The 14,688-nt window shown below is 42.9% G+C and carries 13 protein-coding genes and 1 pseudogene; 12 read left to right on the forward strand and 2 right to left on the reverse strand.

What is annotated here, in order from left to right:
- Positions 1 to 27: 27 nt before the first annotated feature.
- The 7 genes from OCV47_RS02490 to ilvD all read left to right on the forward strand — a co-directional run bounded on the left by OCV47_RS02490 (position 28) and on the right by ilvD (position 7,814).
- Positions 28 to 894: an EamA family transporter gene (locus tag OCV47_RS02490; RefSeq protein ID WP_262653529.1), complete on the forward strand. Its 867-nt coding sequence runs from the start codon at positions 28 to 30 to the stop codon at positions 892 to 894.
- A gap of 89 nt (positions 895 to 983) precedes the next feature.
- Positions 984 to 1,424 carry a MarR family winged helix-turn-helix transcriptional regulator gene (locus OCV47_RS02495; protein ID WP_262653530.1) on the forward strand — a complete coding sequence of 147 codons (441 nt, stop codon included), beginning with the start codon at positions 984 to 986 and terminating at the stop codon, positions 1,422 to 1,424.
- A 5-nt stretch (positions 1,425 to 1,429) separates the two neighbouring features.
- Entirely contained in the window at positions 1,430 to 2,110 is a 681-nt protein-coding gene (locus OCV47_RS02500) for a hypothetical protein (RefSeq protein ID WP_262653532.1), read from the forward strand.
- A gap of 228 nt (positions 2,111 to 2,338) precedes the next feature.
- Positions 2,339 to 3,709 (forward strand): sodium-dependent transporter, encoded by a 1,371-nt coding sequence (locus OCV47_RS02505; protein ID WP_331481128.1) that lies wholly within the window; start codon positions 2,339 to 2,341, stop codon positions 3,707 to 3,709.
- Positions 3,710 to 3,724: 15 nt separating this feature from the next.
- Positions 3,725 to 4,447, forward strand: coding sequence for a FadR/GntR family transcriptional regulator (locus OCV47_RS02510; protein ID WP_262653533.1), 723 nt, complete (start codon positions 3,725 to 3,727; stop codon positions 4,445 to 4,447).
- A gap of 206 nt (positions 4,448 to 4,653) precedes the next feature.
- Complete coding sequence (locus tag OCV47_RS02515; protein ID WP_117448051.1) at positions 4,654 to 6,009, forward strand: GntP family permease; 1,356 nt, start codon at positions 4,654 to 4,656, stop codon at positions 6,007 to 6,009.
- Positions 6,010 to 6,026: 17 nt separating this feature from the next.
- Complete coding sequence (gene ilvD, locus OCV47_RS02520; RefSeq protein ID WP_256298733.1) at positions 6,027 to 7,814, forward strand: dihydroxy-acid dehydratase; 1,788 nt, start codon at positions 6,027 to 6,029, stop codon at positions 7,812 to 7,814.
- Positions 7,815 to 7,889: 75 nt separating this feature from the next.
- Here ilvD and OCV47_RS02525 read toward each other — a convergent pair whose 3' ends face one another.
- The gene (locus OCV47_RS02525) at positions 7,890 to 9,539 is read right to left on the reverse strand and encodes a putative manganese-dependent inorganic diphosphatase (protein WP_256298589.1); all 1,650 of its coding nucleotides are present in this window, start codon (positions 9,537 to 9,539) and stop codon (positions 7,890 to 7,892) included.
- A 61-nt stretch (positions 9,540 to 9,600) separates the two neighbouring features.
- Entirely contained in the window at positions 9,601 to 10,887 is a 1,287-nt protein-coding gene (locus OCV47_RS02530; RefSeq protein WP_256298591.1) for an O-acetylhomoserine aminocarboxypropyltransferase/cysteine synthase family protein, read from the reverse strand.
- A 649-nt stretch (positions 10,888 to 11,536) separates the two neighbouring features.
- On the opposite strand from OCV47_RS02530, the gene OCV47_RS02535 reads away from it, so the two are divergent.
- From OCV47_RS02535 to OCV47_RS02550, 5 genes and pseudogenes are all read left to right on the forward strand, one after another.
- Complete coding sequence (locus OCV47_RS02535; RefSeq protein WP_117448055.1) at positions 11,537 to 12,100, forward strand: HD domain-containing protein; 564 nt, start codon at positions 11,537 to 11,539, stop codon at positions 12,098 to 12,100.
- A gap of 140 nt (positions 12,101 to 12,240) precedes the next feature.
- Positions 12,241 to 12,765 (forward strand): ECF transporter S component, encoded by a 525-nt coding sequence (locus tag OCV47_RS02540; RefSeq protein WP_256298594.1) that lies wholly within the window; start codon positions 12,241 to 12,243, stop codon positions 12,763 to 12,765.
- A gap of 265 nt (positions 12,766 to 13,030) precedes the next feature.
- A pseudogene (locus tag OCV47_RS16145) lies at positions 13,031 to 13,165 on the forward strand (response regulator); the annotation flags it as partial.
- A gap of 78 nt (positions 13,166 to 13,243) precedes the next feature.
- Positions 13,244 to 13,375 (forward strand): LPXTG cell wall anchor domain-containing protein, encoded by a 132-nt coding sequence (locus tag OCV47_RS02545; protein WP_117448058.1) that lies wholly within the window; start codon positions 13,244 to 13,246, stop codon positions 13,373 to 13,375.
- Positions 13,376 to 13,541: 166 nt separating this feature from the next.
- Entirely contained in the window at positions 13,542 to 14,525 is a 984-nt protein-coding gene (locus OCV47_RS02550) for a D-isomer specific 2-hydroxyacid dehydrogenase family protein (RefSeq protein ID WP_256298601.1), read from the forward strand.
- Positions 14,526 to 14,688 lie beyond the last annotated feature (163 nt).

Raw genomic sequence — 14,688 nt, forward strand, 5'->3', positions numbered from 1 at the left:
TTCAGGTGTAATACAGGAGGAAGGTATATGTGGATTTTATATGCGGCAGGATCCTCTTTTTTTGCCGGAATTACAGCAATTCTTGCAAAATGTGGAATCCGGAAAACGGATTCGGATGTGGCAACGGCACTGAGAACCGTTGTGGTATTTGTGTTTTCATGGATCATGGTACTTTTAACCGGAACAATATCCGAATGGAAGAATATAAGTGGACAGACATTGTTATTTCTTGTGCTGTCCGGACTTGCTACAGGAGCCTCCTGGTTATGTTATTTTCATGCACTTCAGAAAGGTGATATTAACAAAGTTGTGCCAATTGATAAATCCAGTACGATTTTGACGATACTTCTTGCTCTTATTTTTCTTCATGAGGGACTGACGTGGAAAAAAGCAGGATGTGTCTGTCTGATTGGGATTGGAACAGCATTGATGATTACCAAAAAAGAAGTAACGGAGGATAGAGAAACGCATAGCGGAAGCTGGTTTATCTATGCTGTATTATCTGCGGTATTTGCCAGTCTGACTGCAATTTTAGGAAAAATAGGTATCTCTGGCATTGACTCAAATCTGGGAACCGCAATTCGTACAACTGTGGTGCTGGCTATGGCATGGTTTATGGTGATGATCAAAAGAAAAACACATGAAGTTGGAAAAATCGATAAAAAGGAATTGCTGTTCATGGTTCTTTCAGGAATCGCAACAGGAGCCTCATGGCTTTGTTACTACAAAGCATTGCAGGATGGTCCGGCAAGTGTGGTCGTGCCGATGGATAAATTGAGTATTTTGCTCACGATTGCATTTTCATGGATCGTTTTTCATGAAAAACTGACACGGAAATCTGCTGCGGGAACAGTTCTGATCACAGTGGGAACAGTTCTGCTGGCAATGATATAAAAATTGTAGTATCTGAAAAAGCAGGGTTGACGAGGGATAGTACTTACTATATAATCGTTCTAAATAGAACGATAGAGAGGAGAAGCAAGGTGCATTTCTGGGACAAGCACAAGACAATTACAAGCTACTATGAATTGCTGGCAAGAGAAGTATGTGAGAGATATCAGCTGACGCAGATGGAATATGATATACTCATGTTTTTATATAGCAACCCACAGTATAATACTGCGGCGGATATTGTAAAGGTTCGAAAATCGACCAAATCTCATGTTTCGACTTCCATAAAAGAGTTGGAAAACAAAGGAATGATCGAAAGAATTCAGAGTGCCCACAATAAAAAACATATCGAGATTGTTTTATTAGATAAGGCCGGACCGGTTGTAGAAGCCGGAATGGATGCTCAGAAGCAATTTGCAAAAAATGTGTTAAGTGGACTGACAGAGGAAGAAATGCAGATATGCAGAGAGATATTTGACAAGATTTGCAATAATGCGGATGAGTATTTAAAAAATTATAGGGAGGAGAAATAAAAAGTATGAAAGAAAAAAACTATAAACCGCTGATGCCGGATCTTATGGAGGCAATATTTGATGCAGGATATCTGATCTTTGATTTGATTGCAGGGATTTTATTTTTCGTATTTTCAAAAGGAAATACGTTATTCGTTCTTTATGGTATATTGACATTGACACTTTGCGGCGGAGACGCATTTCATCTGGTTCCGAGAATTATCAGAGCTGTGCGTGGAAGTAATGATAAAATAAAGAAAATGCTTGGGAGAGGACTGCAGATTTCATCCATTACCATGACAGCATTTTACATTATTTTAATGTATGTCTGGAAGCTGACTTTCCCGGAGCTGAGTGCACCTGCTGCAGTAGAAGCAATGGTATGGATCTCAGCACTGATCAGAATCATGATCTGTATTTTACCGCAGAATAACTGGTGTACAGAGGATGGAAACATGAAACTGTCAGTACTCAGAAATGCAGTGTTTGCAGTTACCGGTATAGGTGTGATAATTCTTTATGCCATGTCAGGTAATACGAACGGATATCATCTGACAAGAATGGTTGCAGCAATTATTATTTCTTTCGGATGTTATATTCCGGTAACCTTGTTCAGCAAAACAAAACCAAAAGTCGGATTATTGATGATCCCAAAGACCTGTGCATATATGTGGATCATTGCAATGGGACTGGAACTGTTATTTTAACCGAATCGGGCAGGTAACGAATGCGGATTGCGAAGATCCACCTGACAGGAATCAGATAAGCTCTGTGTTGAGAAGCATGGAGCTTTTTACGTGAAACAGATAAAGGCTGTGCAGGAAAAGACGAATAAAACGAAAAAAACAGATAAAGCAGACAAAACAGAAGATAATTGTGGTATAATCAGTTCTTGCGTAATACAAATGATTTTGAACTACGGGAGGAAAAGAGAAGTGGAACATCATGAAAAACGAAGTACATTTTCCGGTAAACTGGGATTTGTACTGTCAGCAGCAGGTGCATCTGTCGGACTGGGAAATATCTGGAGATTCCCATATCTGGCAGCAAAATATGGAGGAGGAATTTTTCTCCTGGTTTATATCATACTGGCACTGACTTTTGGTTATACCATGATAGTAGCAGAGAGTGCACTGGGACGTATGACGAAGAAAAGCCCGGTGGGAGCATATCATTCTTTTGGTAAATCAAAATGGCTGTCTTTTGGCGGCTGGATCAATGCGATCATTCCGGTGCTGATTGTACCGTATTATTCCGTTATCGGTGGCTGGGTCATCAAATATCTGGCAGGATATGTTATGGGACAGGGACAGGAACTGGCAGCAGATGGATATTTTGGAACTTTTATATCCAATGGAGTGTCTACAGAGATTTGTTTTGCTGTCTTTACTTTGTTCACAGTAGCGATTATTTATGCAGGAGTGCAAAATGGAGTAGAACGTGTATCTAAGCTGATGATGCCGGTATTGGTGGTACTATCTGTTATTATTTGCGTATATTCAGTAACTAGGCCGGGAGCAATGGAAGGTGTAAAATATTTCCTGATTCCGAATCTGGCGAATTTTTCCTGGATGACAGTAGTGGCAGCTATGGGACAGATGTTTTATTCTCTGTCCATTGCCATGGGTATTCTGGTAACATTCGGTTCCTATATGAAGAAAGATGTGCCGATCGAGGAATCAACCAGAAACGTAGAGATTTTTGATACAGCCATTGCGATTATGGCCGGCTTGATGATTATTCCGGCAGTATTCGCTTTTTCGGGTGGAACACCGGAGACACTGCAGGCAGGACCGTCACTGATGTTTATTACCATTCCAAAAGTATTTGAAAGTATGGGAATGGGAACGATCGTAGGGATTATGTTTTTCCTGCTGGTATTGTGTGCGGCAGTCACCAGCTCCATTGCTCTGACAGAAAGTGCAGTGTCCACATTTCAGGATGAGCTGAAATGGAGCAGAAGAAAGGCAACGGTGATCGTGGGCGTAATCATGCTGCTGCTGGGAACACTGTCATCACTGGGCTATGGACCATTGGCCGGTGTGAAGATCATTGGTATGCAGTTCCTGGATTTCTTTGATTTCCTGACAAACTCTGTGATGATGCCAATAGCAGCAATCGCTACCTGCCTTCTGGTGGCGAGAGTTATGGGAGTGAAAAAGATAGAGGAAGAAATGCTTCTGGAAAACGGCACCTTCCGCAGAAAGAAGATTTTTAACTTTATGATTCAGTATCTGTGCCCGATTTTTGCGGCTATCATACTGGTCAGCTCTGTGGCTAATGCATTTGGATGGATTTCGATGTAGACAGGTGGGGATTTTATGGCATACAAGTATGAAAAAGTAGACCAGAAACTGCTGGTTCCACAGATTGAGGATCAGCTGATGATGTATGTGCATCAGGAGCAGATGGAAAAAGGCGCCAGACTGCCAAGTGAACATAAGCTTGGAGAACTTTTCGGTGTGGGAAGAAGTACCATTCGGGAAGCGGTAAAGAGTCTGGTATCAAAAGGCATTTTAGAGGTCAAAAGAGGTTCCGGGACTTATGTGAAAAATACGGAAATCACCGTAGACGATCCATTGGGATTTTCTCAGTTTGAAGATAAATACAGATTGGCGATGGAACTGTTTGATGTCCGTATACTTCTGGAGCCGGAAGTAGCAGCGACTGCATGCCAGAAGGCTTCAGAAGAAGATAAGAAGCATATAAAAGAACTGTGCGATGAAGTAGAACAGCTTTACTTATCAGGGAAGAATCATATTCAGAAGGATATGGAATTTCATTCAGCAATTGCAAAAGCCAGTGGCAATCATGTAGTGGAGATATTACTTCCGGTGATTTTTACTGCGATTACGACCTTTGCAAATCTGACACACAGAAAGCTGCAGCTGGAAACGATCGAAACCCACAGAGAAGTCACCAATGCCATTCTGCGTGGAGACAGTATGGGAGCAAAATGTGCCATGATCATGCATCTTACTTATAATCGTCAGACATTGCTTCAGATGTCAGATACACGAAAAAATCTGTCTGACAAGTTGTAATGACAAATTATGAAAATTGAATATAATTCACGAAAAATCCGGTCTTACAGATGTGGTAAGACCGGATTTTTTGTTGTATTTATAGAAAAAATAGGTAGATTTGAAACAACTTGATGTGGGAATACTGATATTATATACTGAAATCAGGATACAGAAGACGTCAGATGTATAAGACAAAAACTGGAAAAATAATTGGAGGGTTATCAATGAGTGAGACCGTAGTATTAGATCCAACGCGCCTGGTGATAGCTGCATTAGTTGGATTAGCATTATTGTTGGTATTAATTATTAAATTTAAGATTCATGCGATGATTTCTATTTTGATCGGAGCAATTACCATAGGACTGGTAGCCGGTATGCCGTTTTCAGAGATCGTTCTGGCAGTAAATGATGGAATCGGGAATACTTTGAAGGGTATTGCATTACTGGTTGGACTTGGTTCTATGTTTGGAGCTATATTGGAAGCATCTGGCGGTGCTCAGACACTGGCTGTAACCATGGTCAGAAAGTTTGGGGATGAAAAGGCAGCATGGGCGCTGGGCTTAACCGGGCTGGTCATTGCCATGCCGGTATTTTTTGATGCAGGATTAATCATTCTGATTCCACTGGCATTCTCTCTGGCAAAGAAAACAAAACGTTCCACCTTATTTTATGTCATTCCACTGCTGGCCGGACTGGCAGTAGGACATGCATTTATTCCACCTACACCTGGACCGGTACTGGTAGCAACCATGTTGAATGTAGATCTTGGATGGGTAATTTTAGTAGGTATTTTATGTGGAACGGTAGCCATGATCGTGGCAGGACCGATCTGGGGATCCATTTGTGGAAAGAAATATATGGTTCCAGTTCCGGAACATGTGGCAAATCAGGAAGACTTTGATGAATCCAAGCTTCCAAAGTTCGGCACGATTGTACTGATCATTTTGATTCCACTGGTACTGATCATTCTGAAGTCACTGGCAGGCGTCGTTCCGGCTATGGCACCGGTAGCGTCCATATTCACATTTTTGGGAGAACCGTTTGTGGCATTATTAATTGCAACAGTAGTGGCAATGTTTGTGCTTGGAACAAAGCATGGATATAGTCTGGAAGAACTGGAAAAAATCATGACCAAGTCTCTGGAACCAACCGGACTGATTCTGTTAGTAACCGCCTGCGGTGGAGTTCTTCGTTATGTGTTGCAGTATTCCGGACTGGGAGACTTAATTGGTAATGCGGTCGCTTCTATCAATATGCCAATCGTAGTAGTAGCATTTGTTGTGGCAGCGCTGGTAAGAATCTGCGTTGGTTCTTCTACCGTAGCGATGACTATGGCAGCCGGCATTATTGCTGCAATGCCTGGAATCGCTGATTTATCTCCGTTATATCTTGCATGTACCGTAGCAGCAGTAGCAGGTGGAGCCACCGTATGCTCCCACTTTAATGATTCTGGCTTCTGGCTGGTAAAATCATTGGTTGGCATTGATGAAAAGACAACTTTAAAAACATGGACAATTATGGAAACATTAGTTGGCGTGACCGGATTTGTAGTAGCTTTTATTATTTCATGTTTCGTATAGGAAATTGACAGGAGGGCATTATGCTTAGAAGTGAAGAAGTTAGAAAACTGGCACCGGAGATGGATCCGCTTCGTATGGGAATGGGATGGAAAGTGGGTGACTTGTCTAAACCACAGGTTATGGTGGAAAGTTCTTATGGAGACAGCCATCCAGGTTCTGCGCATCTGAATATATTTGTAGAGGAAGCAGTAAAAGCAGTCGATGAAAATGGTGGCAAAGCAGCCAGATATTTTGCAACAGATATGTGTGATGGAATCGCACAGGGGCATGACGGAATCAACTATTCACTGCCGCATCGTGATGCCATGGTCAATCTGATCGAGGCACAGGCAAATGCAACGGTGTTTGACGGTGGCGTATTTATTGCAAGCTGCGATAAATCTATGCCGGCCATGATGATGAGCATCGGACGACTGAAAGATATGAGTGCAATTGTTGTGACTGGTGGCGTGATGGAGGCTCATGAGCTGCCTGAAAAATATATTGTGAACGATCCAGCCTGTAAAATCAATGAACTCCTGACACTGGAACAGATCGGTAAGTTTGATGCATGGGAAAAGACTGGTGTGATTCCAAATGAACAGCTGGATTACTATAAACAGCATGCCTGCCCGAGCTGTGGAGCCTGCTCCTTTATGGGTACTGCTTCAACCATGCAGATTATGGCAGAAGCACTGGGACTTATGCTTCCGGGAACTGCCTTGATGCCATCCACAGCGCCGGAATTAAAAGAAGCATCCTATCAGGCTGGAAAACAGCTGATGGATCTGATCGCAAAAGGAATCAAAGCGTCAGATATCGTGACAAAAGAAAGCTTTGAAAATGCCATCATGGTTCATGCAGCCATCTCCGGTTCTACCAATGCGACCATGCATATTCCGGCCATTGCTCATGAGTTTGGGGTGGAGATTGATGCAGATACATTTGACCGGTTACACAGAGGAGCACATTATTTATTAAATATTCGTCCTTCCGGAGACTGGCCGGCACAGTATTTCTATTATGCTGGCGGTGTGCCTCGTGTCATGGAAGAGATCAAGAGTATGCTTCACCTGGATGTGATGACCGTAACAGGCAAAACTTTGGGAGAGAATCTGGAAGAACTGAAAAAAAATGGATTTTATGAGCATTGCGATGAAATTCTTCAGAAAAAAGCAAAACAGTTTGGAAAAGAGATTGACAGAGAAGATATTATCCATTCTTTTGATCATGCTAAGGGAACAGACGGAAGTATCGCAATTCTGAAAGGAAATCTTGCACCGGAAGGCTGTGTCATTAAACATACCGCCTGCCCGAAAAATATGTTTAAAGCGGTGTTAAACGCCAGACCATTTAACAGTGAGGAAGCGTGCATTGATGCAGTGCTCCATGGAAAAGTAAAACCGGGAGATGCCATCTTCATTCGTTATGAAGGACCAAGAGGAAGCGGAATGCCAGAGATGTTCTACACAGGAGAAGCTATCTGCGCCAATCCGGAACTGGCATCCAGTGTGGCGCTGATCACAGATGGACGATTCTCAGGTGCTTCCAGAGGTCCGGTAATCGGTCATGTTTCACCGGAAGCTGCAGCAGGAGGCCCGATTGCCTTAGTGGAAGAAGGCGACCTGATTGAGCTGGATGTAGCAAACAGAAAGATTGCCATTGTCGGTATCAGAGGAGAAAGAAAAACGCCAGAAGAGATCGATGCCATCTTAAAAGAAAGAAAGGCAAACTGGAAAGGATTCGAGAGTAAATATAAGCACGGACTTTTAAAATTATATGCACAGCATGCAGTAAGTTCCATGAAAGGAGCTTACATGGAATAAACCACTGGGGACGGAGTTTTCTGGCTCTATAGAGCCAGAAAACTCCGTCCCCAGTGGCTTTCGTCCCCAGTGGCTTTATCCCCCAATATATTCAGTAATTACTGCTGTCAGTGCCGGCAATATTTGCTGTTTTCGTGAAAGCAGATTTTCCTGAAAGGCATGTTCTGTGCCATCTGGATCCGGGAAAGCTTCCTCTGCCCACGGTGCACGACTGCCACCGGCGTAGATGACAGAACCGTTTTCCAGAATGCTGGTAAAGACCAGTACAGCCAGGTCAATACGCTTTTTCTGGGCAAAACGATCCAGTGCAGCGGTGATCTCCCGGGCATCGATTCTGGTATCAGCTGCGGATGGCACAATAACCTGTGAAATAGACAGCTTACAGGAATGGATATCATAGACCTTCAGATCCTGATTGATCATGTCAGAATAGCTGACGTTTTCCTGGTTGGAAGTAATGCTGAACATCTCTTCGGCAAAGGTATCGATATCCAGATCTGCAATGGCTGCCAGAATATTAGCAGTAGAGATATCCTTTTCTGTGGTAGTCGGTGAGTGAAAGTCCATGGTATCGGACAGGACAGCACCAAGAAGAAGACCGGCCAGATTCGTTGGAATCGGGATCTGATTCTCACGGAAGATGGTTGCCACAATAGTGGCAGTAGAGCCAACGATCTCATTACGAAAAGCCACTGGCTGTGAGGTGGAAAAATCATTAATCCGGTGATGGTCAATAACTTCCAGAACCTCTGCTTTTTCGATGGCATTTACGGACTGGGAAAATTCGTTGTGATCCACCAGAATCAGTTTCCGCCGTGGAGCATCCATGATGTGATATCTGGCCACGTAGCCCACCAGCTGTTCATTCTGGTCTACCACAGGATAAGCACGGTAACGGTTGCGCAGCATCTTTATACCAACGTCTTCTGCCAGTTCATTGGTATGAAAATAAATTGGATTGCGCTTCATGATTCGTTCCACCGATGGCGCAAAGTAAAGATAGCGGGAGGTATTCATGGTGCCATGTCCTGAGAGAATGATTGGACAATGGTGTGCTCTGGCTTCTTCAATTACCGCATCCTCGACACTGTCTGCCCAGACAATAATCAGCATACCAGCGCCAAGCAGGATGCATTTTTTCTGCGCCATAGTATCGGCACCTACGATCACAATTCGTTTTTCCACTTCATAATGATCCAGCCGTTCTGGTTTTGTCATGGCAATGACACTGACTTTTCCATTGATAACGGCCTGGTCATCGTCATAAAGAATGGTTCCGTTAATGGTTTTTCTGATATTTTCGGAAGAGGTGTGAGCCAGAATATCAATAGATCTGGCTGTATCATCCAGTCCAACGACAGAGATATCAGACTTTGTCACCATACCAAGAAGATGATTCTGTTCGTCCACCACACCACAGTAGGCTCGATTGGTCTTCTGCATAATCTGCAGAGTATCATAGATAGTAGTATCCGGTGTGATAGAAACCGGAGAATCCATATCTATTTCAGAAAGCTTCATACGGGCATCCTGAAGAAGCTGTGGAGCCTGAAAGCCGAAACGGTCCAGAAGATAGCTGGTCTCCGCATTCAAAGAACCCAGACGGCATGGAATCGTCGGAATCCCCATGGATTTTTTGAAAAAAGCATATGCGATAGAAGAAGCAATGGAATCCGTATCAGGATGACGATGACCAGTGATATATACAGAGCTTTTCTTTTTCATATATAGCAATCCTTTCTGAATAAATACATATTCTCAGATAAGTCAGTTTGGTATAAAAAGTTTATTTGATTGCGTCCAATGCGTTGGAGATATCAGCAATCAAATCTTCTTTATCCTCCAGACCCAGGCTGATACGGATCAGTTCAGCCGGAACGCCGGCTTCGATCAGCTGCTCGTCTGTCATCTGACGATGGGTAGAAGTAGCCGGATTCAGGCAACAGGTGCGGGCATCGGCAACATGAGTTTCGATAGCGCCAAGCTTTAAGTTCTGCATAAAGACAGAAGCAGCTTCACGGCCGCCTTTGAGTCCAAAGGAGACAACTCCACAGCCACCGTTTGGCAGATACTTCTGAGCACGTTCATAATATTTGCTGGATGGAAGTCCAGAGTAATTCACATAAGCAACCTTCGGATGCGCTTCCAGGAATTCTGCAACAGCCTGGCCGTTTTCTACATGCTTTGGCATACGTACATGAAGAGATTCTAGTCCAAGATTCAGGATAAATGCATTTTGCGGAGACTGCATACAGCCCAGGTCACGCATCAGCTGGGAGGTACATTTGGTAATAAACGCGCCCTCTTTGCCAAATTTTTCAGCATAAGTAATACCGTGATAGCTTTCATCCGGGGTACAAAGTCCCGGATATTTCTCAGCATGAGCCATCCAGTCAAAACGGCCACTGTCTATGATCGCGCCGCCCAGTGCAGCTCCATGTCCATCCATATATTTTGTGGTGGAGTGAGTGACGATATCTGCACCCCATTCGAATGGACGGCAATTCACCGGAGTAGGAAATGTATTATCCACAATCAGCGGTACATCGTGTGCATGAGCAACCTTTGCAAACAATTCAATATCCAGAACTGTCAGTGCCGGATTGGCAATGGTCTCACCAAACATCAGCTTCGTATTTGGCTGGAATGCCGCATTCAGTTCATCTTCCGTAGCATCCGGAGAAACAAACGTGGAAGAGATTCCCATCTTCTTCAGGGTCACTGCAATCAGGTTAAAAGTGCCGCCGTAGATCGAAGAAGAAGCTACGATGTGATCACCACATTCACAGATATTAAACAATGCAAAAAAGTTGGCCGCCTGACCGGAGGAAGTCAGCATGGCAGCAGTGCCACCCTCCATGGCAGCAATCTTGGCAGCCACATAATCATTTGTCGGATTCTGAAGTCTGGAATAAAAATATCCAGATGCCTCCAGATCGAAAAGCTTTCCCATGTCTTCACTTGTACTGTACTTAAACGTGGTGGACTGGACAATCGGGATTTGTCTCGGTTCACCGTTTCCAGGTGTATAGCCGGCCTGTACACATTTGGTGCCCATCTTATAGTCATTCATAATAATCTCCTTAAATCATATTAATTTTATAGTAATAGTAGAAATATCGTAGCATTTTATGATGAAATTTTCAAGATAAGCAGAATTTCTTCCTGAAGATATAAAAGACTAATTATTCTGACAATTTGAAAGAAAATAAAAAAAGATCAGAAATATAATTGACAAACAAAAAGTATTGTGATATTATCTAACTATCAAAAGAAAAGACGAATAAAACAAATCAAAAGAAAGAGGTACAGTCCAATGAAGTAAGAATCTTTCGCCAAAGAAAATCCTGAGAGGATAACAAAAAATCTGAAGGAAGATGATAAAGATGAAAGGCAGAGATCCATAACGAATGGACAAAGAAGCAAAATTCTAAGACAGGAGGTATAGTCTAAAAGGAACATAAGGTACCAAATTCGCAGACAATGAAAGTTGAAGGTGTAGACAATGAAATTGCTGGAAATTCATTAAGAGCCCGATCGAGAGAAAAAAGAATCGATCGGGCTTCCTTTGTGCCTGGAGACAAAACAGGTTTTGCAGGTTGAGCCAGTGTATGTTATATTAAAAGTAATCTTCTCTGCCCTTTAAAGGAAATGAACTGGCGTGGAAAATAAGAGATGTCCGACAGGCATATGACAGATCTGCCGGTCAGAAAGGATAAGTAATGGATGCAAGAACATTAATTGATACACTGGCAGTAGCCGGCAGACTGAAGGACACGACAAGGCATTGCTATACACCGGGCGGAAGACATGAAAGCGTGGCAGAACATTCTTGGAGAATTACGCTGATGGCCTATTGGATCAGTGACGAATTCCCGGAGGCTAATCTTGAAAAACTTCTGAAAATGTGCCTGATCCATGATCTGGGTGAAGCTTTTACCGGAGATATTCCTTCTTTTGAGAAAACAGAGGTCAATGAAGAACGGGAAGCAGAGCTGTTATTTAAATGGATGAAGTCACTTCCGGAGCCGTTTGCCACAGAGATGATGGAACTTTACAGAGAAATGGAAGAGCGCAAGACTCTGGAGGCACGGATCTATAAAGCACTGGACAATATGGAGGCTCTGATTTCTCATAATGAGTCCGATATTCAGACCTGGCTTCCACTGGAATATGATTTACAGATGACTTATGGGAATGATAAAGTGGCGTTTTCAGAATATCTGACAGAATTGCGGGATATGATAAGGGAAGACAGCAGGGAGAAAATCGCCAGAGAAGCATAAGAAGCAATAAGTACGGATCTGACATTTGAAAAAATAAAAAAACTGGTTCTTTTAAAAATTGTTTTTTTCTTCTATTATAAGACCACGCAGAAAAGAATACTGCAACAATGCCGATAGATCCGGCCGGAAGGAGAAACATTATGAAAGAAAACACAGCAAAATATGTAACCGTCAATGCACTCGCAATTGCATTAGTCTGTATTGCAACTATGGCGATTCAGATTCCGATTCCACTGGGATATATGCATCTTGGCAACACCTGTATTTTACTGGTGGCAGTCTTATTCGGACAGACCACGGGACTGCTGGCAGGCGGTATAGGTTCTGCACTGGCGGATCTGCTAACAGGGTATACACAGTGGGTGCTTCCGACTCTGATCATTAAAAGTATCATGGGATTTGCGATTGGTGCTATTGCACACAGGAAGGGTACCGGATTTCATATGGTGAACATACGTACATTCCTTGGATCTGCTGCAGGAATTGTGATTATGATTTTTGGATACTTTGCAGCAGGTGCCATTATGAATGGCAGTATCTACACCGGATGGACGCAGGTGCCAGGACTGACTCTTGAAGGAATTATCGGTATGGTAGTGTTCTATGCCATTGGACTGGTGCTGGAAAAAGCCCATGTAGTAAAAACTCTCAATCTCGAGAGCTGATAAGTCCATATTTTTATAAAAATAATAAGCAAAAAGAAAATGTCTATGCTATAATGAAAATACAACAGATCTAAGATAAATGAGAAAATGGGGCGGTTCAGTAAAGAAGTGGAGAACAGGAACTTTGCAACGGATTGAGAAAAGAGGAACACCAGTATAAAAAGCAGATAAAACATGGAAGCGAGATGGAACAGGTGAATGCAGCCGACAGAGAATGGAAAGATGACAATGTCATAACACAGTATGATAGTAAAAGGACAAGACTGTCATCGCCATGACGGCCAATGCATTTGCGGAGGATGTGGTGAAGGCCAAAAAGGCAGGAATGAATGATCATATTGCAAAGCCGCTGGATCGGAAAAAGATGCGGGCAGTGCTGGCGAAATATATCGAAAAATAATAAGAAAACCGCAGGTTATCAGTAGCTGATCTGTGGTTTTCTGTCGTTTTGCACAAAAGTGGAGAGAAAAGAAGAAATTTGTGGATAAGACAAAAGATCAGCATAAAGACCGGCGATAACACGCCGATAGGTATGTTTGCAGGTATGCTGGCAGCATCCATGACAGTGATTTGTGTATACTTGAAACGACGCAGAAAGAATCAGAAATAGTACGGCGAAAATACCATGATGAAGAGATCTGTCATGGTATTTTACTGCCCGAGAGGACGTTGACTTTGCCGGGAGGCAAGGCTATACTGGATAGTAATGATGGCAGGGAAACAAAGAATCTTCCGTCATCCATAGTGATTTACGTGAAAGAACAGGAGATGGAGAAATGAGAGTATTTGTATACAGTTGCAGAACATTTGATGAAGATCCATATTTTGAACAGTTTTCCAGGGAATTTGGAATTGAACTTGGAATTTGCCGGGAGGCACCAACATTGGAAAATGCACATCTGGCAAAAGGGTATGATGCGATCAGCGTCATCACAACAAAAGTGGATGGTGCGCTTGTGGAGAAGTTTCATGAAATGGGTGTGAAAATGATCTCCACCAGAACGATTGGCTATGATCATATTGATCTGGAAAGGGCAAAAGAGCTTGGTGTGCATGTGGGAAATGCTACTTATTCACCGAATTGTGTGGCAGATTATGCCATGATGTTGATGCTGATGTCGATCCGCAAAATGAAGCGTATCATGCAGAGAGCGGAAATCAATGATTTTTCACTGCCAGGTATCCAGGGCGGTGAAATGGCAAACTTTACAGTGGGCGTCATCGGAACCGGCCGAATTGGACAGGCTGTGATCAAAGATCTTTCTGGTTTTGGATGTAAGATCTACGCACATGATCTGTATGAGAATGAAACCGTTAAGAAATATGCAGAATATGTCTCGCTGGATAAGTTATATCAGGAATGTGATCTGATTACGCTGCATATGCCACTGACAGAAGAAAATCATCACATGATCAATGCAGAGAGTCTGGCAAAGATGAAGGACAAAGTGGTGATTGTGAATACGGCCAGAGGCGGCCTGATTGATACAAAGGCCATGATTGATGCGATAGAATCTGGTAAGATTGGAGCAGCAGGCCTGGATGTAATCGAAGATGAATTCGGTATGTATTATTTTGACCGAAAGTCAGATGTGATGAGCAAAAGGGATCTGTATATCCTGCGTGGTTTCCCGAATGTCATCGTAACACCACATATGGCATTCTATACCGATCAGGCCATCAGTGATATGGTAAAACATTCACTACAAAGCTGCATGCTGGAAGAAAGCGGACAGGAAGATCCGTGGAGAGTGGCATAGCACACGGAAGAACAAGAGGTGGTACTGGCATATATGTAAAATAAATAAAAATGGGAACATATGTCCGATAAAAGAAAAGGATGTACGTTTCCCATTTTTGAGATTTAAATAGAAAAAGACATACTAAAGAAAAAGCATATTATTTCAACTCAAGGTGCGCAGC

This window comes from Muricoprocola aceti (assembly GCF_025567005.1).
In the GTDB taxonomy this organism is placed as follows: domain Bacteria; phylum Bacillota; class Clostridia; order Lachnospirales; family Lachnospiraceae; genus Marvinbryantia; species Marvinbryantia aceti.

What these genes read in the sequence shown, in the direction of transcription:
- OCV47_RS02510 (WP_262653533.1), top strand. Translation starts at nt 3,725, where the DNA reads ATGGCATACAAGTATGAAAAAGTAGACCAGAAACTGCTGGTTCCACAG.
- OCV47_RS02550 (WP_256298601.1), top strand. Translation starts at nt 13,542, where the DNA reads ATGAGAGTATTTGTATACAGTTGCAGAACATTTGATGAAGATCCATAT.
- OCV47_RS02500 (WP_262653532.1), top strand. Translation starts at nt 1,430, where the DNA reads ATGAAAGAAAAAAACTATAAACCGCTGATGCCGGATCTTATGGAGGCA.
- OCV47_RS02525 (WP_256298589.1), bottom strand. Translation starts at nt 9,539, where the DNA reads ATGAAAAAGAAAAGCTCTGTATATATCACTGGTCATCGTCATCCTGAT.
- OCV47_RS02535 (WP_117448055.1), top strand. Translation starts at nt 11,537, where the DNA reads ATGGATGCAAGAACATTAATTGATACACTGGCAGTAGCCGGCAGACTG.
- OCV47_RS02540 (WP_256298594.1), top strand. Translation starts at nt 12,241, where the DNA reads ATGAAAGAAAACACAGCAAAATATGTAACCGTCAATGCACTCGCAATT.
- OCV47_RS02530 (WP_256298591.1), bottom strand. Translation starts at nt 10,887, where the DNA reads ATGAATGACTATAAGATGGGCACCAAATGTGTACAGGCCGGCTATACA.
- OCV47_RS02515 (WP_117448051.1), top strand. Translation starts at nt 4,654, where the DNA reads ATGAGTGAGACCGTAGTATTAGATCCAACGCGCCTGGTGATAGCTGCA.
- OCV47_RS02490 (WP_262653529.1), top strand. Translation starts at nt 28, where the DNA reads ATGTGGATTTTATATGCGGCAGGATCCTCTTTTTTTGCCGGAATTACA.